Below are 24,748 nucleotides of genomic sequence, written 5' to 3'. Positions count from 1 at the left end.
GTACGGGAGTCCGGCCCCTCAGTGCCTACGGGCTGATCAGGCTTCGCCGCCGGCGGCACCCGGGTCGGCCGCGGCCACGTCCAGCAGCTGGTAGCGGTCGATCGCGTCCTTCAGCGCCGAGCGGTCGATCTTGCCCTGCTTGGCGAGCTCGGTGAGCACCCCCAGGACGACCGACTGCGCGTCGATGTGGAAGAAGCGACGGGCCGCGCCACGGGTGTCGGCGAAGCCGAAGCCGTCGGCACCCAGCGACTGGTACTGGCCCGGCACCCAGCGGGCGATCTGGTCCGGCACCGCGCGCATCCAGTCGGACACCGCGACGACCGGGCCCTCGGAGCCCTGGAGCTTCTGGGTGACGTACGGCACCCGCTGCTGCTCCTCGGGGTGCAGCAGGTTGAACTCCTCGGCCTCCACCGCGTCGCGGCGCAGCTCGTTCCAGGAGGTCGCGGACCAGACGTCGGCCTTGACGTTCCACTCCTCGGCGAGGATGCGCTGGGCCTCCAGGGCCCACGGCACGGCCACGCCGGAGGCGAGGATCTGGGCCGGGATCTGGCCGGCGGTGCCCGGCGCGTACTTGTGCAGACCCTTGAGGATGCCCTCGACGTCCACGTTCTCGGGCTCGGCCGGCATCTTGATCGGCTCGTTGTAGACGGTGAGGTAGTAGAACACGTCCTCGCCGTGCGGGTGTTCGGCGCTGGAGCCGTACATCCGGCGCAGACCGTCCTGGACGATGTGCGCGATCTCGAAGCCGTACGCCGGGTCGTAGGCCACGACGCCCGGGTTGGTCGAGGCCAGCAGGTGCGAGTGGCCGTCGGCGTGCTGCAGGCCCTCACCGGTCAGCGTGGTGCGGCCGGCGGTGGCACCGATCACGAAGCCGCGGGCCAGCTGGTCGGCCATCTGCCAGAACTGGTCGCCGGTGCGCTGGAACCCGAACATCGAGTAGAAGACGTACACCGGGATCAGCGGCTCGCCGTGGGTCGCGTAGGACGAGCCGGCGGCGATCAGCGAGGCGGTGCAGCCGGCCTCGGAGATGCCGTCGTGCAGCATCTGGCCCTTCGGCGACTCCTTGTAGGCCAGCAGCAGGTCCCGGTCGACCGACTCGTAGGTCTGGCCGAGCGGGTTGTAGATCTTGGCCGACGGGAACAGCGAGTCCATGCCGAAGGTGCGGTACTCGTCCGGGGCGATCGGCACGAAGCGGTTGCCGATGCCCTTGTCCCGCATGAGGTCCTTGAGCACCCGGACGAACGCCATGGTGGTGGCGATGGTCTGGTTGCCGGAACCCTTCTTGACCGCCTTGTACGCGTCGTCGCCGGGCAGCTCCAGCTTCCGCGGGCGGACCTTGCGGGTCGGCACGTAGCCGCCGAGCTCCTGCCGGCGGTCGTGCATGTACTGGATCTCCTCCGAGTCGCGACCCGGGTGGTAGTAGGGCGGGTAGCCCTCGTCCAGCTGCTTGTCGGTGATCGGCAGGTGCAGCCGGTCGCGGAAGCGCTTCAGGTCCTCGACCGTCAGCTTCTTCATCTGGTGGGTGGCGTTGCGGCCCTCGAAGTTGGGGCCCAGCGTCCAGCCCTTGACCGTCTGCGCCAGGATGACCGTCGGCTGGCCCTTGTGCTCGCGGGCGGCCTTGAACGCGGCGTAGACCTTCTTGTGGTCGTGGCCGCCGCGACCCAGGTGCTGGATCTGCTGGTCGGACATGTTCTCGACCATCGCGCGCAGGCGCAGGTCGCTGCCGAAGAAGTGCTCGCGGATGTAGTCGCCGGTCTCGGTGGCGTAGGTCTGGAACTGGCCGTCCGGGGTGGTGTTCATCTTGTTCACCAGGACGCCGTCGCGGTCCTGCGCGAGCAGCGGGTCCCAGCTGCGGTCCCAGATGAGCTTGATCACGTTCCAGCCGGCGCCCCGGAACTGGGACTCCAGCTCCTGGATGATCTTGCCGTTGCCGCGGACCGGGCCGTCCAGGCGCTGCAGGTTGCAGTTGACCACGAAGGTCAGGTTGTCCAGGCCCTCACGGGCGGCCAGGGACAGCTGGCCGAGCGACTCGGGCTCGTCCATCTCGCCGTCGCCGAGGAAGGCGTACACCTGCGAGTCGGAGGTGTCCTTGATGCCGCGGTGCTCCAGGTAGCGGTTCATCCGGGCCTGGTAGATCGCGCCGAGCGGGCCGAGGCCCATCGAGACGGTCGGGAACTCCCAGAAGTCCGGCATCAGCCGCGGGTGCGGGTAGCTGGAGAGGCCGTACGGCGCCTTCGACTTCTCCTGGCGGAACGCGTCGAGCTGCTGCTCGGACAGTCGGTCCAGCAGGAAGGCGCGGGCGTAGATGCCGGGGGAGGCGTGGCCCTGGAAGAAGACCTGGTCGCCGGACTCGCCCTCGGCGTCCTTGCCACGGAAGAAGTAGTTGAAGCCGACGTCGTACAGCGACGCGGAGGAGGCGAAGGTGGCGATGTGGCCACCGACGCCGATGCCCGGGCGCTGGGCCCGGGAGACCATGACGGCCGCGTTCCACCGGGTCGCGTTGAGGATCTTGCGCTCGATCTCCTCGTTGCCGGGGAAGAACGGCTCGTCCTTGGTCGCGATGGTGTTGACGTAGTCCGTGCTGCGCATCTCGGGCACGGCGACACGCTTCTCGCGGGCGCGCTCGATCAGCCGCAGCATCAGGTAACGGGCACGCTCACGCCCCCGCTCGTCGATGGCCGCATCGAGCGACTCCAGCCATTCCGCGGTCTCCTCGGGATCGAAGTCCGGGACCTGACTCGGAAGGCCGCCAATGATGATCGGGTTGCGATCGGATCCGGAAGCCACGCTGTTCCTTCACTGTCGGTCGAAACTGAGGTGTGTCGCGCCGCCTCCATCGTGCTACCGCGCTCGGAGATCCGTCATCTCTACCGACCGGTAACCGTTCCGCCTGGTGGGCGGTCCGGTCTGGTGGCGCGCGGTGCGGGCGTCTTCGTCCGCTCCGCACACCCCCGGGTGTTACGAAAAGAGGTGGTCCGACCTGGTGTCCCGTCCGCCCGATGGCGGGCGGCCGGGGTGAGGGCCAACAGGAGACTCTACGCCCGCGCACGCGCGGACCCGAATGCCGTTCGCATCTCGGTCGTGCGTACGGCCTGTGGACCGGGACCACCCGAAGCATCCTCGGACCATGCAGAAAAGGGCAAATCGGTGTGATTCCCGCCACGCCGCGCGGCGTGTCCCGCTGCGACACGTCAACCTTTGGAGGGGATCGGGGGTCGGGTACTTGCGCGAACCGCCGCGCCCGTGTGGACTACGGCCACAGCCTCGGCATGGATGCCGGGCCGAATACTGGAGGTTATTCCCGTGAGCGCGACCGCGGACCCCGCGGACAAGTCCAACCCGGCGACCCGTCTCGGCTTCGAAGAAGGCCAGATCATCCAGGAGCTGGGGTACGACGAAGACACTGACCAGGACCTCCGCGAGGGCATCGAGGAGCTCACCGGTACGGATCTCGTCGACGAGGACTACGACGACGTCGCCGACGCCGTCCTGCTGTGGCACCGCGACGACGACGGGGACCTCACCGACGCCCTCGTCGACGCGCTGGAGTACCTCGCTGAGGGCGGCCTGATCTGGCTGATGACGCCCAAGACCGGGCGGGACGGCCACATCGAGGCCTCCGAGATCAACGACGCGGCCAAGACCGCGGGCCTCTCCCAGACCAGCTCGATCAACATCGTCAAGGACTGGGCGGCCACCCGGCTCGCCACCAAGTCCACGATGAAGGGCGGCAAGCGCTGAGCGGGCTCTGAAGCCCCGCACCGGGCCCCGCCGGAGGAACCCCTCCGGCGGGGCCCGCTGCATTTCCCGGCGCCGCATCCCCCGGCGCCGTATCCCCCGACACACCCGGACGGCCCGCCGCCCCGTTCGCGCACGGCGAACGGACCGGGGCCGCGACCGCCCGCCTCATCCGTTCGGTCGAACCGCCGTAAACGAATGCGAGGATGTGGCCTGCCGCGCCCGCCGCGCGGCGCGGTCGCGTCAGAAAGGTCCCGTCCATGGCCATCGAGGTCGACACCCCGGCTCCGGACTTCGAGCTCAACAACCAGCACGGGGAGGCCGTCCGGCTCTCCGACTTCCGCGGCCGCAAGAACGTCGTCCTGGTCTTCTACCCGTTCGCCTTCACCGGCGTCTGCACCGGCGAGCTGGGCGCGATCCAGCGGGAGCTGGCGGGCCTGCAGAACGACACCGTGCAGGTGCTCGGCGTCTCCTGCGACTCGCAGTTCTCCCAGCGGGTCTTCGCCGACCGGGAGGGGCTGGAGTTCCCGCTGCTGGCCGACTTCTGGCCGCACGGCGAGGTCACCCGCGCGTACGGCGTCCTCGACGAGGAGCGGGGCTGCCCGCTGCGCGGCACCTTCGTGATCGACACCGAGGGCACGGTGCGCTGGAGCGTCGTCAACGGCCTCCCGGACGCCCGGGACGAGCAGGAGTACCTGAAGGTCCTCGCGGCGCTCTGAGGCCCCCGCCCAGCGCCCCGACGGCGCCGCGCCCGCTCCCGCGGCACCCGCCGGCCGGGTGCCGTCGGGCCGTGTCCGGCCTGATCAGGGGTGCGGACGGGAACCCCGTACTACGCTCGGGCCGTTGGCGGGGTGGGGTGCGGGAGCCGATGGGCCTCCCGACGCCCCGGACCGCACCACCGGGGGCACCACTGGACGTGCCTCCCGATTCTTGGAGGACTAGTGGGAGTCAGCCTCAGCAAGGGCGGCAACGTCTCGCTCACCAAGGAGGCACCGGGCCTCACGGCCGTGGTCGTCGGCCTGGGCTGGGACGTCAGGACCACCACCGGTGCGGACTTCGACCTGGACGCCAGCGCCCTGCTGTGCAACGCCCAGGGCAAGGTCGCCTCGGACGGCAACTTCGTGTTCTTCAACAACCTGAAGAGCCCGGACGGCTCGGTCGAGCACACCGGTGACAACCTGACCGGCGAGGGCGAGGGCGACGACGAGGCGATCAAGGTCAACCTGGCCGGCGTGCCGGTGGACGTGGAGAAGATCGTCTTCCCGGTCTCGATCTACGACGCCGAGACCCGCGGCCAGAACTTCGGCCAGGTGCGCAACGCGTTCATCCGCGTGGTGAACCAGGCCGACAACTCGGAGCTGGCCCGCTACGACCTCTCCGAGGACGCCTCCACCGAGACCGCGATGGTCTTCGGCGAGCTGTACCGCAACGGCAGCGAGTGGAAGTTCCGCGCCATCGGCCAGGGCTACGCCTCCGGCCTGCGCGGCATCGCGCAGGACTTCGGCGTCAACGTCTGAGCCTTCGGGCACACCCTGCGGCGCGGGTCCCGCGCCGTTCCGCCGGGGCGGCCCCGGACCTCCGTGGTCCGGGGCCGCCCCGGTTGCGTCCGCCCCGGTGCCGCGGTGGTCCGTCGCGCTGCGAGGATGTGAGTTCAGGAAGTTCAGCCGACCGGAGCCGGTCGGCCGGGGTCGCGGGGGATTACACCTGGAAGGCGCCCCGGGAGAAGCAAGGGAGGAAGAACGTCATGGTGGTCACGCTCGCCAAGGGTGGCAACGTCTCGCTCACCAAGGCCGCGCCGAACCTGACGCAGGTCCAGATCGGCCTCGGCTGGTCCGCCCGTTCGACCACGGGCGCCCCGTTCGACCTCGACGCGAGCGCCCTGATCTGCGGTGGCGGGCGGGTGCTCGGCGACGAGTACTTCGTCTTCTACAACAACCTCAAGAGCCCCGAGGGCTCGGTGGAGCACCAGGGCGACAACCTCACCGGCGGCGACGACACGGGTGACGACGAGGTGGTCCTGGTCAACCTGGACCTCGTCCCGGCCCAGGCCGACAAGGTGATCTTCGCGGTCTCGATCTACGAGGCCGAGGCGCGGTTCCAGAACTTCGGTCAGGTCCGCAACGCCTACATCCGGGTCGTCAACTCGGTCGACGGCCAGGAGATCGCCCGCTACGACCTGTCCGAGGACGCGTCCAGCGAGACTGCGATGATCTTCGGCGAGCTGTACCGCTACGCGGGCGAGTGGAAGTTCCGCGCGGTGGGCCAGGGGTACGCCTCCGGCCTGCGCGGCATCGCGCTCGACTTCGGCGTGAACGTACAGTAAGGGCGGAAATCGGACTTATCGCACCCGACCCGATCATGAGAACAAAGGGCAGTGCGGGGGTGACCTGACCGGGCCCGGCCCGGTCAGGGCGTCTCGGGACGAGGCCGCCCCCGGCACGGCCAGAACCCGAAAGGTAGCCAACTCCCGTGTTCCTCCGCACATTCGGCTGGTCGTTCGCGATCACCGCCATCGGCCTGGTCGCGGCCGGACTGCTCTGGGGAGCCCAAGGCTTCGGCATCGTGCTGATCCTCTCCATCCTGGAGATCTCCCTGTCGTTCGACAACGCGGTGGTCAACGCCACGGTGTTGAAGCGGATGAACCCGTACTGGCAGAAGATCTTCCTGACCGTCGGTGTCCTCATCGCGGTCTTCGGCATGCGCCTGGTCTTCCCGCTGCTGGTCGTCGGCCTCACCGCGAAGCTCAGCCCCGCGACGGTCGTCGACCTCGCGCTGCACTCCGACAAGACCCACGAGGGCCTCACCTACGCCCAGTACCTGGAGGCGGCCAACCCGGCCATCGCGGCCTTCGGTGGCGTCTTCCTGCTGATGATCTTCCTCGACTTCATCTTCGAGGAGAAGGACTACAACTGGCTGGCCTGGATCGAGCGGCCGCTGGAGAAGGTCGGCAAGCTGGAGGCCTTCTCCACCGTCGTCGCCCTGGTCGCCCTGCTGCTGGCCTCCAACTTCTTCGCCGAGGAGCACGCGGAGACCGTCCTGCTCGCCGGCGTCCTCGGCCTGGTCACCTACCTTGCCGTCAACGGCCTCTCCTCGATCTTCGAGTCGGGCCTGGAGGCCGAGGAGGAGCGGGAGGAGGCGGCGGAGAAGGCCGGCAAGTCGATCGTCCAGGTCGGCGGCAAGGCGGCGTTCTTCCTCTTCCTCTACCTGGAGGTCCTGGACGCCTCGTTCTCCTTCGACGGCGTGGTCGGCGCGTTCGCCATCTCCAGCGACATCTTCCAGATCACCCTGGGCCTCGGCATCGGCGCGATGTACATCCGCTCGCTGACCGTCTTCCTGGTCCGCAAGGGCACCCTGGACGACTACGTCTACCTGGAGCACGGCGCGCACTACGCGATCGGCGCGCTGGCGGCGATCCTGCTGGTCGGGATCAAGTACCACATCCCGGAGATCGTCACCGGCCTGATCGGCGTCGCCTTCATCGGGCTGGCGCTCGGCTCGTCGATCCTGCGCAACCGGCGCGAGGGCGCGGACGAGGAGCCGGAACTGGTCGGCAGCGGCAACAAGTAACCGCCGTCCGACGACCGGCACGCGAAACGGCCGCCTCCGGGGTTTCCCGGGGGCGGCCGTTCGTCGTGTGTCCCTGGTCGTTCCTGTGGGGTGCGGGGCCCGTCAGCCGAGCTGCTGCTCGATCGCGCGCAGCTTGCGCTCCAGCGAGTCCAGCTTCGGCATCGACAGGGTGTCGTCGTCGGCCGTCAGGTCGACGGTCGAGCCGCTGCGGGACGACCCGGTGCCGGAGACCGAGGAGGACGTGTAGGAGGAGGACGCGTACGAGGAGGACGTGTACGAGGAGCCGACGGCGGCGCGCGGCCGGAGGCCGGAGTCCAGGGCAGCCGGCTCGAGCGGGTCGGCGGACTGCTTCGAGGCCGAGTACGAGGAGGCCGAGGTCGAGGTGGTGGCGTCGGTTCCCGCGGCTAGGGCAGGCTCCGTAGCGCTCGGGCCGTCTCCGGCAGCCGTGAGGGCGGGAACCTGGCGGCCGCCGCGGGCCCGGGCGAGCATGCCGGTCTGGCGGGAGATGGCCTTCATCTCGGCCCGCTCACGGCGGTCGGCGGTACGGGCGCGGGCCTTGGCGTCCAGCTTCGCCTGGCGCTCCTCGCGCACCTCGTCGACTGCCTCGTCCAGGCTGCGGACGTTCTCCAGCAGCATCAGCGACCAGGCCGCGTAGGTCTCGCGCGGGGCGCGCAGCCAGCGGACGATGCGGATCTGCGGCAGCGGGCGCGGCACCAGGCCCTGCTCGCGCAGTGCGGCCTTGCGGGTCTGCTTCAGTGCCCGGTCGAACAGGATCGCCGCCGAGATCGACATGCCGGAGAAGAACTGGGGGGCACCGTCGTGCGACACGCCGCGCGGGGCGTGCACCCAGTTGAACCAGGCCGAGGCGATCGCGAACACCCAGACCAGCAGGCGGGAGCCGAGCGCGGCGTCACCGTGGCTGGCCTCGCGGACGGCGAGCACCGAGCAGAACATCGCGGCGCCGTCCAGGCCGAACGGGACGAGGTACTCCCAGCCGCCGGACAGGCCCAGGTTCTCCTTGCCGAAGCCGACCAGGCCGTGGAAGGACAGCGCGGCGGCGACACCGGCACAGCAGAAGAGCAGCGTGTACGAGGAGATGCCGTAGATCATCTCCTTGCGGCGGCGGCGCTCCTCGCTGCGCTCCCAGGAGTCGCCGGACTCGTCCTTCTTCGAGTTCTTGAAGCGCAGCGTCGCCATCAGGAGGGCGACGAACAGCAGGGCTGCGCCGCCGACGACGGTCCAGACCAGCTGTATGGAGGTCAGGTTCATTGCGGGTCGGGCCTCGGGTTTCCGCAGGGGACAGGATCACAGTGCGACACAGACGGTCAGGACCCGCCGTGCGGGCACTGCCTGACGGTTCGTTCGTCGCCGCACGGCATGCCCGCCGCGCCCGCGCAGGGGCGGACGGGACACCTGTGCGGCTAGACGATATCGCGTCCGAAGGGGCGGCATGTTACGGGAGGGCGGCTTCCCGGGGCCAATCGACCCGCCGGTCGGGCCAGGTTGGGTAGGGGAGGGGGTGAACGGGGTATCCGACGGCCGGGCCGATGCCCGATCATTGGTCGGCGGGCCGTCAGAACGCCTGACGGGAGCAGGGGGGAGAGGACTGCATGGTCTCGATCTGGGAGTACCTGCGCGGGGACAAGAGCTACACCTTCGACAACCCCGGTGGTCAGCACAAGGTCATACTCACCAAGTCGGCCCCGCAGCACGCGATCACCGGGTCGGCCGCCACCACCGGCTACCTCTACGTCAACCTGCACTGGACGATGAGCTCCGGGGGCGCCGCCCGGCCGAGCCCGCGGGAGTCCGTCAGGCGGTTCTTCAGCCCGCGGATCCTGCGGCCGCAGGATCCGGACTCGCCGCAGAACGCCGAGCCGACCAACGTCGACCTCGACCTGGCCTGCATGTACGAGCTCTCCGACGGGAGCACGGGCGTGGTGCAGCCGCTCGGCGGGCTCTTCGGCGACCTCCAGAACGCGCCGTACATCAAGCTCAGCGGCGACGACCAGTACGGGGCGCCGTCCGGCGAGACGATGTACGTCAACCTGGAGAAGAAGGACAAGTTCAAGCGGCTGCTGATCTTCGTCTACATCTACGACGGCACGCCGGCCTTCGAGCAGTCGAACGCGGTGGTCACGATCGTGCCGCAGACCGGGCCGCGGATCGAGATCAAGCTGGACGAGCGGGCCCGGGCGGCGCGTTCCTGCGCGGTGGTGCTGATCGAGAACGCGGGGGACAACCAGCTGAGGGTCCGCCGCGAGGTGCGGTACGTCAACGGGTTCCAGGCGGACATCGACCGGCTGTACGGGTTCGGGATGCAGTGGCAGCGCGGGTACAAGAGCGACTGAGTGGTTGAGCGGCTGAGCGGTTGAGCGATTGAGTGCGGCCGGGCGACCGATGGCGATCGGTGGTCCTGTGGCGGGCGGGACCGGGGTCGTCGGCGGGGCCGGGGCTTGGCGGGCGGGGCCGGGTTCGGCGGGCGGCCCCGCCGGGGGCGTCAGCGGGGCTGGAACTGCGGGCCCTGCGGGGGCAGTGCGAACTCCTCGCCGGTGGGTGCCGGGGGCTTGGCCGTCGGCGGCTGCGGCGGGACGGGCGGCTGCTGGCCGGTGCCGGGCTGCGGGTAGCCGTAGCCGGCGGGGCCCTGCTGCTGCGGGACGGGCTGGTGCTGGGGGGCGGGCTGGTTCGGCTGGACCGGCTGGTTCGGCTGGGGGTAGCCGTAACCGCCGGGCTGCGGGTAGCCGTAGCCGCCGGCGGGCTGCTGCTGGTGGGGGTAGCCGTAGCCCGTGCCGGGCTGGGGGTAGCCGTAACCGTTGCCGGGCTGACCGGGCTGACCGGGCTGGTGGGCCGGGGGCGCGGTGGGCGGCGGGGGCATGGTCGGCGGGGCCGCGGGCGGCGGCGGGGTCGCCGGTGCGGGCGCGGTGCCCGCTGCGCCGGCGGCGGCCGGAGCTTGGGCGGGCGGCTGGGCGGGCGGTGTCTGCGGGACGGCCGGGGCCAGGGTGAAGGTGCCGGGCTCGGGGGTGGTCGAGCGCGGGTCCGGCATCGGGGTGCTGCGCGGATCGAGCGTGCCGACCGCGGTGGTGGTGGACCCGGGCACCTGGGCCTGCGCCTGGTCGGCCTCCGCCTCGTCGTCCACGGTGATGCCGAAGTCGGTGGCGAGGCCGATCAGCCCGGAGGTGTAGCCCTGGCCGATCGCCCGGAACTTCCAGGCGCCGGAGCGGCGGTACAGCTCGCCCGCGACCAGGGCGGTGACGTTCTCGGCGTCGTCGATCGCGAACTCGGCGAGTGCGGGCGCGCCCTCGCCGGCCGTGGCGTCGAAGAGCAGCAGGCGCAGCCCCGGCACCGCGCGGAACGGCCCGCCCTCGGAGGAGCCGGCCAGCACCACGCGGTCCACCCCGGCGGGCAGCTTGCCCAGTTCGACCTCGACCGTGTCGATGATCTCGGCGCCGCCGGAGGTCTGCTGCTTGGGCAGGTGGCGGACCAGGCCGGAGGGGTGGCGGGGCTGGTTGTAGAAGACGAAGTCGGCGTCCGAGTGGACCTTGCCGGTGGCGCCGAGCAGCAGCGCGGACGCGTCCACGTCCGGCGCACCGGGCGTGGCGCTCCAGCGCAGCACGGCGCGGACCGCCGCCGCCGGCAGTGCGATGTTGGCGCCCTTGGCCATCACGTGCGTCATAGCCGACCATCCTGCCTGTTCGCCACCCCTTCGGACAACGTGACCGGAGCGGTCCGTGCCGCGTCGGACTTTGCCAAGACTTGCGCTTTCCGAGGTTTGCCGCCGTCGATTCCGAGGTTCATGGCCGTCACAACCGTGATCATCCGTGATCGTCCAAGTGGACCGGGATGTTCCGGGAGTTCAGTGCCGGGGAACCGGGACCGGCCGGATCCCGTCCGTACGATGGGCGGTCGAAAGGTCCCCGGGGGGTCGGCACAGGGGCGTCCGGCGGAGGCGTGCCCGGGAACCATGGCACCCGGTCGGCCGGTTGACCAGGGTGTCGTCGGCAACGGGCCGCAGGCCGGTCCACTTCCTGGAGGAGAGCACCTTGCGCCATTTCGGCCACCTCGCCGAGGACGTACGCGGCCGGCTCTTCCTGGAACAGCCGCGCCCGTTCAGTGCGCGGAGCGGGCCGACGGTGCTCGCCACCGCCCTCGGCGGCACCCTCTACAGCCCGGCCACCAGGCCCGCGCTGGCCGCGGACATCCGCAAACTCGCTGGTCGGGGCGTGGTGTCGATGGTGCTCTGCCTGGAGGACGCGATCGCCGACCACGAGGTGGACGCGGGCGAGCGGAACCTGGTCGAACAGCTGAATGACCTGGTCAAGGATTTCACCGACTGTACACAGAGCCACCCCCTGCTCTTCATCAGGGTCCGTGCCGCCACCCAGATCCTCGACCTGGCCGAACGCCTCGGACCGGCCGTCGAGCTGCTCAGCGGCTTCGTGCTGCCGAAGTTCACCCCCGCGAACGGCGGTGAGTACCTGGCCGCGCTGGCCGCCGCCGAGGCCGCGACCGGGCGGCGGCTGTTCGCCATGCCCGTCCTGGAGTCGCCCGAACTCGCCCACCTGGAAACCAGGCGGGAGCAGCTCTTCGGCATTGCCGAGCTGCTCGCCGGCCACCGCGACCGGGTGCTCGCCGTCCGGCTCGGCGTCACCGACCTCTGCTCCGCGTACGGCCTGCGGCGCTCGCCCGACCTCACCGCGTACGACGTGGCACTGGTCGCGGCGGTGATCGGGGACGTGGTCAACGTGCTCGGCCGGGCGGACGGCACCGGGTACACCGTCACCGGGCCGGTCTGGGAGTACTTCCCGGTGCAGGAGCGGATGTTCAAGCCGCAGCTGCGCCGGACCCCGTTCGCCGGGACCTCGCTCTCCGCCGCCTCCGGGGCGCTCCGGGCCTCCGGCGAGGAGGTCCGCCGGCGGATCATCGAACACGACCTGGACGGGCTGATCCGGGAGGTCGAACTCGACCGGGCCAACGGCCTGCTCGGCAAGACCTGCATCCACCCCAGCCACGTTCCGGCCGTGCACGCCCTCTCCGTGGTCACGCACGAGGAGTACTGCGACGCCCGCGACATCCTCCGGCAGGAGCAGGACGGCGGCGGGGTACTGCGCTCGGCGTACACCAACAAGATGAACGAGGCCCGGCCGCACCGGGCCTGGGCGGAGCGGGTGCTGCTGCGGGCGGAGGTGTTCGGCGTGGCCCGGGAGGACGTGAGCTTCGCGGAACTGCTGTCGGCCTGCCTGTGCGGCTGACCGTGCGGCCGGTTCCGGAGTGGCTGACTCCCGTACGGCTCACTCCCGGGTGGCTCACTCCCGGGTGGCTCACTCCCGGGTGGCCGGTACCCGGGGGCCGACTGTTTCCGTGGCCGAGCCCGAGCCGTTCCCTCCGGTTCCCCCGGGGTGGATATGACGGATCCGTGAGCGCGGATATGACCAACGCACCATCGCACCACCGAAGGCAGGACCAGTAGTGACAGCAACACCGCAGACGTGGACCGGCCGTTGGGTCGCCGACCGGGCCGGGATCGCGCTGACCGGCTCCGAGCGCCTCCCCGAACTCGTCGGCCTGGCCCTCCGCTCGGGGAACCCCAAGCGCGCCCACCTGCTGGTCTCCACCGTGCTCGGCAAGCACGTGCCGCAGCGGCCCTCGGTGGTCCACGGCACCGGACTCGAACTCGGCCGCCGGGTCCGCGAACTGCTCGGCGAGCGCGCGGCCGGGCGGGCCGTCGTGCTCGGCTACGCGGAGACCGCCACCGGCCTCGGCCACAGCGTCGCCGACGGCCTGGACGCCCCCTACCTGCACTCCACCCGCCGCCCGGTGCCCGGCGTGGCCCCGGTGGGCGGCTTCGAGGAGGAGCACTCGCACGCCACCTCGCACCTGCTGCTCCCGGCCGACCCCGGGCTCCTCGCCGGGGACGGGCCGCTGGTGCTGGTGGACGACGAGTTCTCGACCGGGCAGACGGTGCTCAACACCATCCGTGACCTCCACGCCCGCCACCCGCGCGGGCACTACGTGGTGGTCGCCCTGGTGGACCTGCGCTCCGCGGCCGACCGGCGGCGGCTCGACCTGACCGCCGCCGAACTCGGCGTCCGGCTGGACCTGGTGGCCACCGCGAGCGGCGGCGTCGAGCTGCCCGAGGACCTGCCGAGCCGGGCCGAGCGGCTGATCGCCGAGGCGGTGGGGGAGGCGGCGAGGGAACCGGAGGATCCGGGGGATCCGGGGGATCCGGGGGTTGCGCGTCCGGGGGCCGGGCGCGCGGCGGCCGGGCAGCTGGAGGCGGCGGGCGTCGCGCCGCTGGCCCGGGTCGAGCTGGACTGGCCCGCCGGCCTCCCGGACGGCGGCCGGCACGGCTTCACCGCCCGCGACCGTGCCCGGCTGGACACCGAACTCCCCCGGCTGGCCGGCCAGTTGGCCGAGGCCGTGCCCGCCGGGGCGCAGCGGGTACTGGTGCTCGGCTTCGAGGAACTGATGTACGCGCCGCTGCGCCTGGCCGACGCTCTCGCCGAGCGGCTCGGCGGCGACCGCGTCCGGTTCTCCACCACCACCCGCTCGCCCGTCCTGGCGGTGGACGACCCCGGCTACGCCATCCGCACCCGGCTCGCCTTCCCCGCCCACGACGACCCGCAGGACGGCGGCTCGCCCGAGCGCTACGCGTACAACGTCGCCCCGGGCAGCGACCCGGCGCGGCGCTTCGACGCCGTGGTGCTGGTGGTCGACGACGTGGCCGACACCCCGGCGCTGCACGAGGGCGAGCGGGCGCTGCTCGGGCAGCTGCGGCGGGTGACCGACCAGGTGGTGCTCGCGGTGCTGCCCTCGCACCGGCCGGTGGCCGTGGCCGCCTCGGCGTCCGCGGGCGCCTCGCCGTCCGTGGTCGAGGCGCCGTCCGCGGTCGAGGCGCTGCCCGACCCTGTGTCGCGGCCGGCGCCCCTTTTGCCACCCGTTCCCGCGTCGCTGCCCGCGCCCCTGTACGGGCCGGCGTTCTCCTCGTACCCGGCCGAGGAGGTGGCCTGGCTGCTCAAGGACCTCTCCGGGGTCGCGCTCGAGGCGCCCACCGAGGAGCGCGAGGAGGCCGTTCAGAACGGCGGCGCGCACTACGCCGAGTCGCTGCCGGTCGAGTACCAGCCCAGCCCCGAGTACCAGGAGCTGTTCCACCAGGCGCTGCGCGACTCCGCAGGCCGGATCGCGCTCGCCGTCGGCACCGTCGCCGAGACGCTGCTGCGCGAGCGCGGCCCGGGGCTGGTGCTCGCCTCGCTGGCCCGGGCCGGCACGCCCGTCGGCATCCTGGTCCGCCGCTGGCTGGCCTTCGCGCACGGCCTGTCCGTGCCGCACTACACGGTCTCGATCGTGCGCGGCCGTGGCATGGACCCGGTCGCGCTGCGCTACCTGGCCGCCCACCACCGCGCGGGCGACGTGGTGTTCGTGGACGGCTGGACCGGCAAGGGCGCGATCACCCGCGAACTCGCCGGCACACTGGCCGGCACCGGCTTCGACCCGGACCTCGCGGTGCTCGCCGACCCGGGCCGCTGCGTGCGGACGTACGGCACCCGGGACGACTTCCTGATCCCGTCCGCCTGCCTCAACTCCACCGTCTCCGGGCTGGTTTCGCGCACGGTGCTGCGGGCCGGGCTGATCGGGCCGGACGACTTCCACGGCGCCAAGCACTACGCCGAACTGGCCGGGAGCGACGTCTCGGCGGCCTTCCTGGACGCGGTGGCCGCCCGCTTCGGTGAGGTCCGCGCCGCGGCCGTCGCGGGCGCCGACCGGCTCGCCGACGACCCGCACCGGGCGCCCGACTGGGCCGGCTGGGCCGCGGTCGAGCGGATCAGCGCCGAGTACGGCATCGACAACGTCAACCTGGTCAAGCCCGGCGTCGGCGAGACCACCCGGGTCCTGCTGCGCCGCGTCCCCTGGCGGATCCTCGCCCGGCGCGGCGCCGGTGCGGACCTCGACCACGTCCGGCTGCTCGCCGCCCAGCGCGGCGTGGAGGTCGAGGAGGTGGACGGCCTGCCGTACACCTGCGTCGGCCTGATCCACCCCCGCTACAGCCGCGGGGCGACCGGGGGCGACGGGCACGCCGTGGTGTCGGTTCCGGGGGCGGTTCCCGGTGCGGTTCCGGGCGCGGGTTCGGGCGCGTTTTCGGGCTCGGGTTCGGGCTCGCTGTCGGGTTCGGTTTCGATTTCGGTCCCGGGGAGGGATTCCTGATGGGTGTTCTGGTGGCCAGCGACCTCGATCGGACGCTGATCTACTCCGAGCGGGCCATGGCCCTGGCGGCCCCCGACCGGTCGGCGCCGCGGCTGCTCTGCGTCGAGGTGTACCAGGGGCGGCCGCTGTCCTTCATGACCGAGCGCGCCGCCGGACTGCTCGCCGAACTCGCCCGCGAGGCCTGCTTCGTCCCGGCCACCACCCGGACGCCGGAGCAGTACGGGCGGGTCAACCTGCCGGGACCGACGGCGGACTGGGTCCCCGCGTACGCGATCTGCGCCAACGGCGGGCAACTGCTGGTGGACGGCGTCCCGGACGGCGACTGGCGGGCCGAGATCACCGCGCGGATCGCCGCCGGTTCGGCCCCGCTGGAGGAGGTCGTGCGGCGGCTCGCCCTGTGCGCCGACCCGGAGTGGACGCACAAGCGGCAGGTCGCCGACGAGCTGTTCGCCTACCTGGTGGTCGAGCGCGCCGCGCTGCCGGAGGGCTGGCTGGCGGAGCTGACCGGCTGGTGCGCCGAGCGCGGCTGGACGGTCTCCCTGCAGGGCCGCAAGGTGTACGCGGTGCCCGCGCCGCTCACCAAGAGCGCCGCGCTGGCCGAGGTCGTCCGGCGCACCGGCGCGGACACCGTGCTGGCGGCCGGGGACTCGCTGCTCGACGCGGACCTGCTGCTCGCGGCGGACGCCGGCTGGCGCCCCGGGCACGGCGAACTCGCGGACAGCGGCTGGACGGCCCCCGGCGTCACCGCCCTGACGGAGGTGGGGGTGACGGCGGGGGAGGAGATCGTCCGGCGGTTCCTGGCGGGGGCGTCGGCGCTGCCCGTCGGGGTCTGACCGGTCCGGAACGGGGTCCGGGTCGGGTCAGCCGCAGCAGCCGCCGCCGCAGCAACCCCCGCCGCCCCCGCCCCCGGCGGCGGGGGCCGGCTGGGCACCGGCCGCGCCGGTGACGGCGACGGTGGACAGCAGCTTCACGGTGTCCTCGTGGCCCTGGGGGCAGACGGCGGGATCGTTGGCCTGGGCCATCGGACGGCGGAGCTCGAAGGTGGCGCCGCAGGAGCGGCAGCGGAAGTCGTAGCGAGGCATACCGGCAGCGTACCCAGCGGGGCGCCCACCGGTCGCCCGGTCACGGTGTTGGCGATAGTCGCCCGGCCGCGCGTTACCGGTGGCCGCCGAGGTCCCCGCGGATCAGCTCGATCACCCGGGCCGCCGTGTCCCGCACCGCCGCGAGCTCGGTCAGGAAGTGCCAGTAGTCGGGGTGCCGGCCGGCCGCCTCCAGCGCGGCCACCGCGCGGTCCAGCCGGGCCACCGCCTCGTCCAGCGGGGCGGCGTGCCGCGGGTCCGGCGCGCTGCGCCCGGCCATCGCCAGCCGCTGGGCGTCCCGAATCGCGAAGCGGGCGCGCTCGATCTCCCGGTTGGGGTCGTGCTGCACCTCGTTCAGCTGCCGCAGCCGGTCGTTCACCGCGGACACCGAGCCGTCGGCGGTCTCCAGCAGCGCGCGGACCGTCCCGATCGCGGCAGTGGCGTCCGCCCAGCGCTGTTCGTCCCGGGCCCGGGCGGCCTCGGCGAGCTTGCGCTCGGCGGCGCGCCCGGTCTCCGCGACCTGCTCCGAGACCCGCTGGAGGTCCTGCCAGCAGGCGGTGCTGAACCGGCGGCGCAGCTCGCTCAGGGCGGGCTCGACCGTCTCGGCCTTGGTCTCCAGCGCCTGGATGCGGGTGCGCAGGCTCGCCACCCGCCGGTCGATCTCCCGCGCCCGCTCCGGCAGCTGCCCGGCGTCGGCGGCGATCGCCTCGGCGCGCTGCTTCACGTCGTCCGCGCGCCGCAGGGTGTCCGCGACCCCGTGCCGGGCCGGGCCCTCGTTCAGCCGGCCGAGCTCGGGCGCCAGTTCCGCCAGCCGGGCCGCCAGGTCGTCCGCCCGCAGGCCGACGCCGCGCGCCTCGTCCAGCGCGGTGGTGGCCGCGAGCAGCGCGCGCTTGGCCTGCTCGACCGCCGGGGTGACCCGCATCAGCTGCTGCTCGGCGTGCTGGATGGTCGGCTGCAGGCGGCGCAGGAAGTCGTTCAGCTCCGCCCGGGCCGAGCCGAGCTGGCCCTTCACGTCCTCCAGGAGGCGCTTGGCCTGCGTGGCCGTGCCCGCGTCCAGGGTCTCGCTGTCCAGGTTGTGGGCGTCGAGCGCGGCGAGGTAGTTCACGGTGACCTGCTCGACCCGACCGGAGATCGCCGCCAGATCGGCCAGCGCGCGCTGCGCCGTATGGCCCTCCTCGGCCGCGCGGACCGTCTCCACCGCGAGCTGCACCTCGCGCTGGGTCTCCTCCAGCTCGTAGAACGCCTCCTGGGCAGCCGCCCGGGCCTCCCGGGCCTGCGCCCGTCCGCCCTCACCGCCGCCGCGCCGGCCCCACCAGCCGGTGCTCCCGGCCGAGGCCAGCCCGACCGCCCCCAGCGCACCCGCCAGCACCACCGGCAACACCAGTGCGTCGGCCAGCGCACTCCCCGCCCGACGCCGCCCCCGCCCGCTCCCGCCGGCCACCGTCACTGCGCGCTCCCTGCTCCGAACCGCTGATCCGGCCCCATTCTCCCCGATCCCCCCACCGGCCCGTCACCCCCTCCCGCCCCGCCCACCCCACCGCGCCCCACCCCCTCACCCGCCGCCCCACCTGACACCCGTCCCCCACCACCCCCCGGGACCAGGTACCCTAGGCACTCGTCGTGCGCCCGCCGGGCCACGACGGGGGGCGCGTAGCTCAGTGGTAGAGCGCTGCTCTTACAAAGCAGATGTCGGCGGTTCGAAACCGTCCGCGCCCACAGACCCGAGGGCCGGTCCGGGAGGTGTAACACCTCCCGGACCGGCCCTCGGTCGTTCCTGGCCTCCTGTCGATCCGCCGCACCTGCTGGTCCCCGCCGGTCGTACCCGGGCCCGGCCGTGGGCCGGGCCCGGGCCGGTGGTAGGGAGGGGGGATGCTGACCAGGGCGTTCGATGCGGTGCTGTGCGATGTGGACGGGGTGATCCGGTTCTTCGACGGGGACCGGGTGGCGGCGTTGGAGCGGGCGGCGGGGCTGGGGGAGGGGAGTACGGCGGCGATCGGGTTCGCGCCGGAGAACGATCTGCCGTTGCTGCTCGGGCGGATCGGGAAGGCGGAGTGGGTGGACTCGATCGCGCGGGGGCTGGCCGGCCGGGTGACGCGGGCGCGGGCGCGCGGGCTGGCGGAGGCGTTCGCGGACTCGCCGTTCCGGGCGGACGAGGTGGTGGTGGGCCTGCTGCGGCGGGCACGGGAGCACTGCCGGGTGGTGCTGGTGACCAATGCGACGGTGTGGCTGGACGAGGACCTGGCGCTGCTGGGGCTGACGGACCTGGCGGACGAGGTGGTGAACAGCTCCCGGGTGGGCAGCGCCAAACCGGACCGGCGGATCTACGAGATCGCCGTCGAGCGGGCGGGCGTGGCGCCGGAGCGGTGCCTGTTCGTGGACGACCGGCAGGAGAACGTGGACGCGGCGGTGGCGATGGGCATGACCGGGGTGCGCTACCGAGGGCCGGAGGACCTGCGGCGGGCGCTGGCGCCGGTGCTGGACCGGAGCGTGGTGCAGGCGATGCAGACGGAGCGCGAGATCGTCGCGGGCCTGTCGGACGAACCGCTGGGCGGCGTGCGGGTGTGGGTGGCGGGGGGCGGGGTGGGGGGTGAGGATCGGGGGGACCGGGCGGACCCATGAGAGTGGTGGGCGGATGGCTGAGCAGGTCGGGGAGTCGCGGGCGGAGCTGTCCTCGCGCCTGAACTGGCTGCGGGCGGCCGTGCTGGGGGCCAATGACGGCGTGGTGTCGACGGCCGGTCTGGTGACCGGTGTGGCGGGGGCGGCGGGTTCGCGGACGGCGCTGCTCGCGGCCGGGGTGGCCGGGCTGTTGGCGGGGGCGATGTCGATGGCGGCCGGCGAGTACGTGTCGGTCAGCACCCAACGGGACACCGAGCGGGCCGCGTTGGCGCAGGAGCGGCGGGAGCTCGCGGAGGACCCGGAGGGTGAGCTCGACGAGCTGACCGACTACTACCGGGGGAGCGGGCTGACGGACGGGCTGGCCCGGGAGGTGGCGATGGCGCTGACCGAGCGGGATGCGCTGGCCGCCCACGCGCAGACCGAACTCGGCATCGACCCGGACGTGTTGACCAACCCCTGGGAGGCGGCGCTGGCCAGTGCGGCGGCGTTCACGCTGGGCGCGCTGGTGCCGCTGCTGGCGGTGCTGCTGCCGCCGGAGTCGTGGCGGCTGCAGGTGACGGTGGCGGCGGTGGTGGCCGCGCTGACCCTGTCGGGCTGGGCGAGCGCCCGGCTGGGGGGTGCCGGCCCGGGGCGGGCGGTCCTGCGCAACGTCGTGGGCGGGTTGTTGGCGATGGCGGTGACGTACAGCGGCGGTGTGCTGCTGGAGCAGGTCACGGGGTGACCTGGTGCCCCCGGCCTGCCGACCGGGCGCGGGCGTGGCCCGGGCACGCCGGGTGACGGCGCCGGGCGGCTCGACAGGCGAGCGGGTGCGGCCTGTGTTTGTGTGGCTGCAAACCGCTTGGGAGAGGTGAATCGCCGTGACCATGCCCCCGTTCGGATCGAACGATCCGTTCTCCGATCTGCTCAGCCGGTTCTTCGGGATGAGCCCGCTGGCCTCTCCGCCCGCCGTGCAGCGGGTGCCGATCGGGCGGCTGCTCAGCGAGTCCTCGCAGGAACTGCTGACGCTGGCCGCGCGGCGGGCGGCCGAGGACGGCTCCAGCGACCTCGACACCGCGCACCTGGCCTGGGCGGCCACCCGGGTGGAGCCCTCGCGCCGGATGCTGGAGCGGGCCGGCATCGACCCGGACCGGCTCTCCGGCGACCTGGAGCACGCCCTGCCGTCCGGAAGCCCCGACGTGGTGGACGGCCGGCCGGCGCTCACCCCCTCGGCCAAGCGCGCGCTGCTCGCCGCGCACGCCCGCTCGCAGGAGGTCGGCGCCTCGTACATCGGTCCCGAGCACATCCTCGGCGCGCTGCTCGACCAGGAGCGCTCGGGCGCCGGCGTGGCGCTGCGCAACGCCGCACCCTCGCAGGAGGCGCTGAAGTCGGTGCTGGAGGGGCACGGCACCGGCGGTGAGCGCAGCAGCACGGGAGCCCACCCGAGCGAGACGCCGACGCTGGACGAGTACGGGCGCGACCTCACCGAGGAGGCGCGCTCGGGCCGGCTGGACCCGGTGGTGGGGCGGGCCGAGGAGATCGAGCAGACCGTCGAGATCCTCTCCCGGCGGACCAAGAACAACCCGGTGCTGATCGGCGAGCCGGGTGTCGGCAAGACCGCGATCGTCGAGGGCCTGGCCCAGCGGATCGTCTCCGGGGACGTGCCCCGGAGCCTCCGGGAGAAGCGGGTGGTCACCCTCGACCTGACCGCGCTGGTGGCCGGCTCCAAGTACCGGGGCGAGTTCGAGGAACGGCTGAAGAACGTGATCGACGAGGTCACCGCGGCCGAGAAGAGCGTCATCCTGTTCCTGGACGAGCTGCACACCGTGGTCGGCGCGGGCAGCGGCGGCGAGGGCTCGATGGACGCCGGCAACATCCTCAAACCGGCGCTCGCGCGCGGCGAGTTGAGCGTGGTCGGCGCGACCACGCTGGACGAGTACCGCAAGCACGTGGAGAAGGACGCCGCGCTGGAGCGCCGTTTCCAGCCGGTGCTGGTGCCCGAGCCGAGCGTCGAGGAGACGATCGAGATCCTCCAGGGGCTGCGTGACGCGTACGAGGCGCACCACCAGGTGCGGTTCACCGACGAGGCGTTGGACGCCGCCGCGACGCTCTCCGACCGGTACGTCAGTGACCGCTTCCTGCCCGATAAGGCGATCGACCTGCTGGACCAGGCCGGTGCGCGGGTCCGGCTGCGCAGTCTGAGCGGGTCCACCGAGGCGACCGGGGTGCAGGGCCGGATCACCAAGCTGAAGCGGGAGTTGGAGGAGGCCGTCGCGGACGAGGAGTTCGTCCGGGCCGCCAACCTGAAGACCGAGCTGCGGCAGACCGAGGACGAGCTGGCGGCGATCACCGAGTCCCACGAGGGGGTCGTCGACGTGACGGCCGACGACATCGCGCAGGTGCTGTCCTCCCGGACCGGCATCCCGGTCGCGGAGCTGAACGCGACGGAGAGGGAGCGGCTGCTCAAGCTGGAGGAGCACCTGCACGAGAAGGTGATCGGTCAGGAGGAGGCGGTCACCGCCGTCGCCCAGGCGGTGCGCCGCGGCCGGGCCGGGATGGGCGACCCGGAGCGGCCGACCGGCTCCTTCCTCTTCCTCGGCCCGACCGGCGTCGGCAAGACCGAGCTGGCGAAGGCGCTGGCGGCGCTGCTGTTCGGCGACCCGGACCGGATGATCCGCTTCGACATGAGCGAGTTCCAGGAGAAGCACACCGTCTCCCGGCTGGTCGGCTCCCCGCCCGGGTACGTCGGCTACGAGGAGGCCGGGCAGCTGACCGAGGCGGTGCGCCGCAAGCCGTACAGCGTGCTGCTCTTCGACGAGGTGGAGAAGGCGCACCCGGACGTCTTCAACCTGCTGCTCCAGGTGTTGGACGACGGGCGGCTGACCGACTCCCAGGGGCGTACGGTCGACTTCCGCAACACCGTGGTGATCATGACCAGCAACATCGGTTCGCAGCGGATCCTCGACCGTGTCGGGAACGTGGATGCCCGGAGCGGAGCTCCTGATCAGACACTCAGGGACGACCTGATGCGCGACCTGCGGCAGCAGTTCCGTCCCGAGTTCCTCAACCGGATCGACGAGGTGATCGTCTTCCACGCGCTCACCCGGAAGCACCTGCTGTCGGTGGTGGACCTGCTGCTGGAGCGCAGCCGGCGGCGGCTCCGGGCCCAGGACGTCCGCTTGGACGTCACCGAGGCGGCCAAGGAGTACCTGGTCAACCTGGGCTACCAACCGGAGTTCGGGGCCCGGCCGCTGCGCCGGACGATCCAGTCGGAGCTGGACAACCGGATCTCCAACCTGCTGCTGGACGGTTCGGTGCGGGAGGGGGACACCCTGATCGCGGACGTGAGCGACGGGGAGCTGGTGGTCACCCTGGCGCGGCCGGAGGCGTCGGCGACCTTCGAGGAGGCGGAGGCGAAGGCCGGGGCCGGCGCGGCCGCCGCGGAGGGCTGAGGACGACCGGCCGCGTACTTCCCAAGGGCGTACTTCCCGGGGGCGTACTTCCCGGGGGCGTACTCCAGCGGGAGTACGCCTGAACGCCACTGGTGGAGGACGCGTGGTGACGGGGCGCGGGTCTAGCTTGTGGGCATGATGCCGCTCACGCCCCCGCCGACCGAGCCGCCCCGGGCGCGGCGGCCGGCGGAACAGCCACCGGGGCAGCCGCCCGGGAAGCCACCGGAGCGGCCGTCCGAAGAGCCGCCCGAGGAGCCGCCCGAGCCGTGGCGCCCGCCGTGGGCGCGTGCGGCCGGGGCGGGGTACCCGCTCGGGGTCGCGGCGGCGGTCGCGGTGCTCCAGGTGGTCGGCTCGACCTTCGCCGCGCACGAACAGCACGGGCGGGCCCCGCTGGACGCCTTCGGCTACCTGCTGCTGCTGATCGGGCCGGCCCTGCTGGTGCTGCGTCACCGCCGGCCGGTCGCGGTGGTGGCCGGCACCTCGGTGGTCACCGCCGGGTACCTGGCCGCCGGGTACCCGTACGGGCCGGTCTTCGTGAGCTGGCTGATCGCCTGCTGCGTGGCGATCGGCTCCGGGCACCGCCGGGCGGCCTGGGCCGGCGCCGGCGGCGTCTACCTGGTGCACCTGCTCGGCTCCCTCGCCCTGCCGGAGAGCTGGCAGCGCGCCGCCCCGCCGTCCGGCAGCGTCTGGCCGCAGGAGCTCGGGCTGCTGGCCTGGCTGCTGCTGGTGATGGCGGGCGGCGAGCTGGTCCGGTTCCGGCGCGAGCGGATCGCCGCCCACCGGGCCTACCGACAGCAGCTGGAGGAGCGCCGGGCCGACGACGAACGGCTCAAGATGGCCCGGGAGTTGCACGACATCCTGGCGCACAGCCTGTCGCTGATCAACATCCAGGCCGGGGTCGCGCTCGCGCTGCTCGACCGGCGGCCGGAGGAGGCCCGCAGCGCGCTGGTGACCATCAAGTCGACCAGCAAGGAGGCGCTCGGCGAGGTCCGCCAGGTGCTCGCCACGCTGCGTGGGCCCGGGGCGGCGCCGCGCGGGCCGGCCCCGGGGCTGGACCGGCTGGACGAACTCACCGAGCAGGCGGACCGGGTGGGCCTGGAGGCGGAGGTGCAGGAGCGCGGCGAGCGGCGCGCGCTCTCCGCCACCGTCGACCTCACCGCCTTCCGGATCGTCCAGGAGGCGCTCACCAACGTGGTCCGGCACTCGGCGGCCCGGCAGGCGGTCGTGGTGCTGGACTGGACGGACCAGGCCGTGCTGGTGGTCCGGGTGGAGGACCCGGGGCCGGCGGTGCTCGGTGACGCGGGCGGATCCGGCAGCGGGCTGGTCGGGATGCGGGAACGCGCGGCGGCGTTCGGTGGCACCATCAGCGCGGGGCCGCTGCCCGACGGCGGCTTCCGGGTCCGGGCCGAGCTGCCGACACCGAAGGCGGAGAGCGATTGATTCGGGTACTGCTGGCGGATGACCAACTGCTGGTCAGGGCGGGCTTCCGGGCCCTGCTGGACCTCCAGGACGACGTCACGGTGGTCGGCGAGGCGGACGACGGGGAGGCCGCGCTGCGGCTCGCCCGCGAACTCGTGCCGGACGTCGTGCTGATGGACATCCGGATGCCGCGGATGGACGGGCTGGAGGCGACCAGGAGGATCGCCGAGGACCCTGCGCTGTCCTCCGTGCGGGTGGTCGTGCTGACCACCTTCGAGCTGGACGAGTACGTCTTCGAGGCGCTGCGCTCCGGGGCGGCGGGCTTCCTGGTCAAGGACACCGAGCCGGCCGACCTGCTGCGGGCGATCCGGGTCGCCGTCGCGGGGGACGCGCTGCTCTCGCCGGGGGTCACCAGGCGGCTGATCGGCGAGTTCGCCGCCCGGTCGAAGGCACCCGAGGCCGGGCCGCAGGGGCTGCCGGACATCTCGATGCTGACCGAGCGGGAGCGCGAGGTGCTGGCGCTGGTCGGCATGGGGCTGTCCAACGAGGAGATCGCCCGGCGGCTGGTGGTCAGCCCGCTGACGGCGAAGACGCACGTCAGCCGGGCGATGGTGAAGGTCGGCGCGCGGGACCGGGCGCAACTGGTGGTGCTGGCCTACGAGTCGGGGCTGGTGCGGCCGGGGTGGCTGGGCTGAGCGGGGC

Annotated in this window: 19 protein-coding genes and 1 tRNA gene; 15 read left to right on the top strand and 5 right to left on the bottom strand. The window is 72.8% G+C overall.

Annotation, left to right across the window (positions count from 1 at the left end):
- Positions 1–36 precede the first annotated feature (36 nt).
- Positions 37–2,787 carry a pyruvate dehydrogenase (acetyl-transferring), homodimeric type gene (gene aceE / locus ACGF0D_RS16580; RefSeq protein ID WP_392869706.1) on the bottom strand — a complete coding sequence of 917 codons (2,751 nt, stop codon included), beginning with the start codon at positions 2,785–2,787 and terminating at the stop codon, positions 37–39.
- A gap of 516 nt (positions 2,788–3,303) precedes the next feature.
- On the opposite strand from aceE, the gene ACGF0D_RS16575 reads away from it, so the two are divergent.
- From ACGF0D_RS16575 to ACGF0D_RS16555, 5 genes are all read left to right on the top strand, one after another.
- Entirely contained in the window at positions 3,304–3,741 is a 438-nt protein-coding gene (locus ACGF0D_RS16575) for a DUF3052 domain-containing protein (protein WP_392869704.1), read from the top strand.
- Between the two features lie 257 nt (positions 3,742–3,998).
- The gene (locus ACGF0D_RS16570) at positions 3,999–4,457 is read left to right on the top strand and encodes a peroxiredoxin (protein ID WP_392916721.1); all 459 of its coding nucleotides are present in this window, start codon (positions 3,999–4,001) and stop codon (positions 4,455–4,457) included.
- Between the two features lie 222 nt (positions 4,458–4,679).
- The gene (locus ACGF0D_RS16565) at positions 4,680–5,255 is read left to right on the top strand and encodes a TerD family protein (protein WP_392869701.1); all 576 of its coding nucleotides are present in this window, start codon (positions 4,680–4,682) and stop codon (positions 5,253–5,255) included.
- A gap of 227 nt (positions 5,256–5,482) precedes the next feature.
- Entirely contained in the window at positions 5,483–6,061 is a 579-nt protein-coding gene (locus ACGF0D_RS16560; protein ID WP_392869699.1) for a TerD family protein, read from the top strand.
- Between the two features lie 146 nt (positions 6,062–6,207).
- A complete protein-coding gene (locus tag ACGF0D_RS16555) occupies positions 6,208–7,305 on the top strand; it encodes a DUF475 domain-containing protein (RefSeq protein ID WP_392916718.1) in 1,098 nt (365 codons plus the stop codon).
- A gap of 102 nt (positions 7,306–7,407) precedes the next feature.
- On the opposite strand, the gene ACGF0D_RS16550 is transcribed toward ACGF0D_RS16555, so the two are convergent.
- Positions 7,408–8,574 (bottom strand): DUF2637 domain-containing protein, encoded by a 1,167-nt coding sequence (locus ACGF0D_RS16550; RefSeq protein ID WP_392916715.1) that lies wholly within the window; start codon positions 8,572–8,574, stop codon positions 7,408–7,410.
- Between the two features lie 341 nt (positions 8,575–8,915).
- Here ACGF0D_RS16550 and ACGF0D_RS16545 point away from each other — a divergent pair, with 341 nt between their 5' ends.
- Positions 8,916–9,656, top strand: a complete 741-nt coding sequence (locus tag ACGF0D_RS16545) for a Tellurium resistance (protein ID WP_392869694.1) — start codon at positions 8,916–8,918, stop codon at positions 9,654–9,656.
- 149 nt (positions 9,657–9,805) lie between these two features.
- On the opposite strand, the gene ACGF0D_RS16540 is transcribed toward ACGF0D_RS16545, so the two are convergent.
- Complete coding sequence (locus tag ACGF0D_RS16540; RefSeq protein ID WP_392916712.1) at positions 9,806–10,978, bottom strand: TerD family protein; 1,173 nt, start codon at positions 10,976–10,978, stop codon at positions 9,806–9,808.
- A 367-nt stretch (positions 10,979–11,345) separates the two neighbouring features.
- Here ACGF0D_RS16540 and ACGF0D_RS16535 point away from each other — a divergent pair, with 367 nt between their 5' ends.
- From ACGF0D_RS16535 to ACGF0D_RS16525, 3 genes are all read left to right on the top strand, one after another.
- Positions 11,346–12,554, top strand: coding sequence for an HpcH/HpaI aldolase/citrate lyase family protein (locus ACGF0D_RS16535; protein ID WP_392916709.1), 1,209 nt, complete (start codon positions 11,346–11,348; stop codon positions 12,552–12,554).
- A gap of 217 nt (positions 12,555–12,771) precedes the next feature.
- A complete protein-coding gene (locus ACGF0D_RS16530; RefSeq protein ID WP_392916706.1) occupies positions 12,772–15,504 on the top strand; it encodes a phosphoribosyltransferase in 2,733 nt (910 codons plus the stop codon).
- On the top strand, positions 15,504–16,337 hold the full coding sequence (locus ACGF0D_RS16525) for an HAD family hydrolase (RefSeq protein WP_392869686.1): 834 nt from the start codon (positions 15,504–15,506) through the stop codon (positions 16,335–16,337). Before ACGF0D_RS16530 ends, ACGF0D_RS16525 begins: the two co-directional genes overlap by 1 nt.
- A 27-nt stretch (positions 16,338–16,364) precedes the next feature.
- On the opposite strand, the gene ACGF0D_RS16520 is transcribed toward ACGF0D_RS16525, so the two are convergent.
- Entirely contained in the window at positions 16,365–16,586 is a 222-nt protein-coding gene (locus ACGF0D_RS16520) for a zinc ribbon domain-containing protein (protein WP_392869684.1), read from the bottom strand.
- Positions 16,587–16,659: 73 nt separating this feature from the next.
- Complete coding sequence (locus tag ACGF0D_RS16515) at positions 16,660–18,030, bottom strand: hypothetical protein (RefSeq protein WP_392916703.1); 1,371 nt, start codon at positions 18,028–18,030, stop codon at positions 16,660–16,662.
- Positions 18,031–18,227: 197 nt separating this feature from the next.
- On the opposite strand from ACGF0D_RS16515, the gene ACGF0D_RS16510 reads away from it, so the two are divergent.
- The 6 genes from ACGF0D_RS16510 (at position 18,228) to ACGF0D_RS16485 (ending at position 24,741) form a co-directional block, all read left to right on the top strand.
- Positions 18,228–18,299, top strand: a tRNA-Val gene (locus ACGF0D_RS16510).
- 153 nt (positions 18,300–18,452) lie between these two features.
- Positions 18,453–19,202, top strand: a complete 750-nt coding sequence (locus tag ACGF0D_RS16505; RefSeq protein ID WP_392916701.1) for an HAD family hydrolase — start codon at positions 18,453–18,455, stop codon at positions 19,200–19,202.
- A gap of 13 nt (positions 19,203–19,215) precedes the next feature.
- On the top strand, positions 19,216–19,920 hold the full coding sequence (locus ACGF0D_RS16500; RefSeq protein ID WP_392870099.1) for a VIT family protein: 705 nt from the start codon (positions 19,216–19,218) through the stop codon (positions 19,918–19,920).
- Positions 19,921–20,062: 142 nt separating this feature from the next.
- Positions 20,063–22,627 carry an ATP-dependent Clp protease ATP-binding subunit gene (locus ACGF0D_RS16495; RefSeq protein WP_392916774.1) on the top strand — a complete coding sequence of 855 codons (2,565 nt, stop codon included), beginning with the start codon at positions 20,063–20,065 and terminating at the stop codon, positions 22,625–22,627.
- 135 nt (positions 22,628–22,762) lie between these two features.
- Positions 22,763–24,067 (top strand): sensor histidine kinase, encoded by a 1,305-nt coding sequence (locus ACGF0D_RS16490; RefSeq protein ID WP_392916699.1) that lies wholly within the window; start codon positions 22,763–22,765, stop codon positions 24,065–24,067.
- Positions 24,064–24,741: a response regulator gene (locus ACGF0D_RS16485; protein WP_392869676.1), complete on the top strand. Its 678-nt coding sequence runs from the start codon at positions 24,064–24,066 to the stop codon at positions 24,739–24,741. Before ACGF0D_RS16490 ends, ACGF0D_RS16485 begins: the two co-directional genes overlap by 4 nt.
- Positions 24,742–24,748: the final 7 nt, after the last annotated feature.

This window comes from Kitasatospora sp. NPDC048298 (assembly GCF_043201465.1).
Classification (GTDB): domain Bacteria; phylum Actinomycetota; class Actinomycetes; order Streptomycetales; family Streptomycetaceae; genus Kitasatospora.
Note: the sequence above shows the minus strand (reverse complement) of the source record. Positions and strands in the feature narration are given on the sequence as shown.

Excerpts from the sequence above, each read along its gene's own strand:
- ACGF0D_RS16560 (WP_392869699.1), top strand. The coding sequence starts at position 5,483 with ATGGTGGTCACGCTCGCCAAGGGTGGCAACGTCTCGCTCACCAAGGCC.
- ACGF0D_RS16545 (WP_392869694.1), top strand. The coding sequence starts at position 8,916 with ATGGTCTCGATCTGGGAGTACCTGCGCGGGGACAAGAGCTACACCTTC.
- ACGF0D_RS16525 (WP_392869686.1), top strand. The coding sequence starts at position 15,504 with ATGGGTGTTCTGGTGGCCAGCGACCTCGATCGGACGCTGATCTACTCC.
- ACGF0D_RS16495 (WP_392916774.1), top strand. The coding sequence starts at position 20,063 with ATGCCCCCGTTCGGATCGAACGATCCGTTCTCCGATCTGCTCAGCCGG.
- ACGF0D_RS16500 (WP_392870099.1), top strand. The coding sequence starts at position 19,216 with ATGGCTGAGCAGGTCGGGGAGTCGCGGGCGGAGCTGTCCTCGCGCCTG.
- ACGF0D_RS16540 (WP_392916712.1), bottom strand. The coding sequence starts at position 10,978 with ATGACGCACGTGATGGCCAAGGGCGCCAACATCGCACTGCCGGCGGCG.
- ACGF0D_RS16550 (WP_392916715.1), bottom strand. The coding sequence starts at position 8,574 with ATGAACCTGACCTCCATACAGCTGGTCTGGACCGTCGTCGGCGGCGCA.
- ACGF0D_RS16505 (WP_392916701.1), top strand. The coding sequence starts at position 18,453 with ATGCTGACCAGGGCGTTCGATGCGGTGCTGTGCGATGTGGACGGGGTG.
- ACGF0D_RS16520 (WP_392869684.1), bottom strand. The coding sequence starts at position 16,586 with ATGCCTCGCTACGACTTCCGCTGCCGCTCCTGCGGCGCCACCTTCGAG.
- ACGF0D_RS16570 (WP_392916721.1), top strand. The coding sequence starts at position 3,999 with ATGGCCATCGAGGTCGACACCCCGGCTCCGGACTTCGAGCTCAACAAC.
- ACGF0D_RS16490 (WP_392916699.1), top strand. The coding sequence starts at position 22,763 with ATGATGCCGCTCACGCCCCCGCCGACCGAGCCGCCCCGGGCGCGGCGG.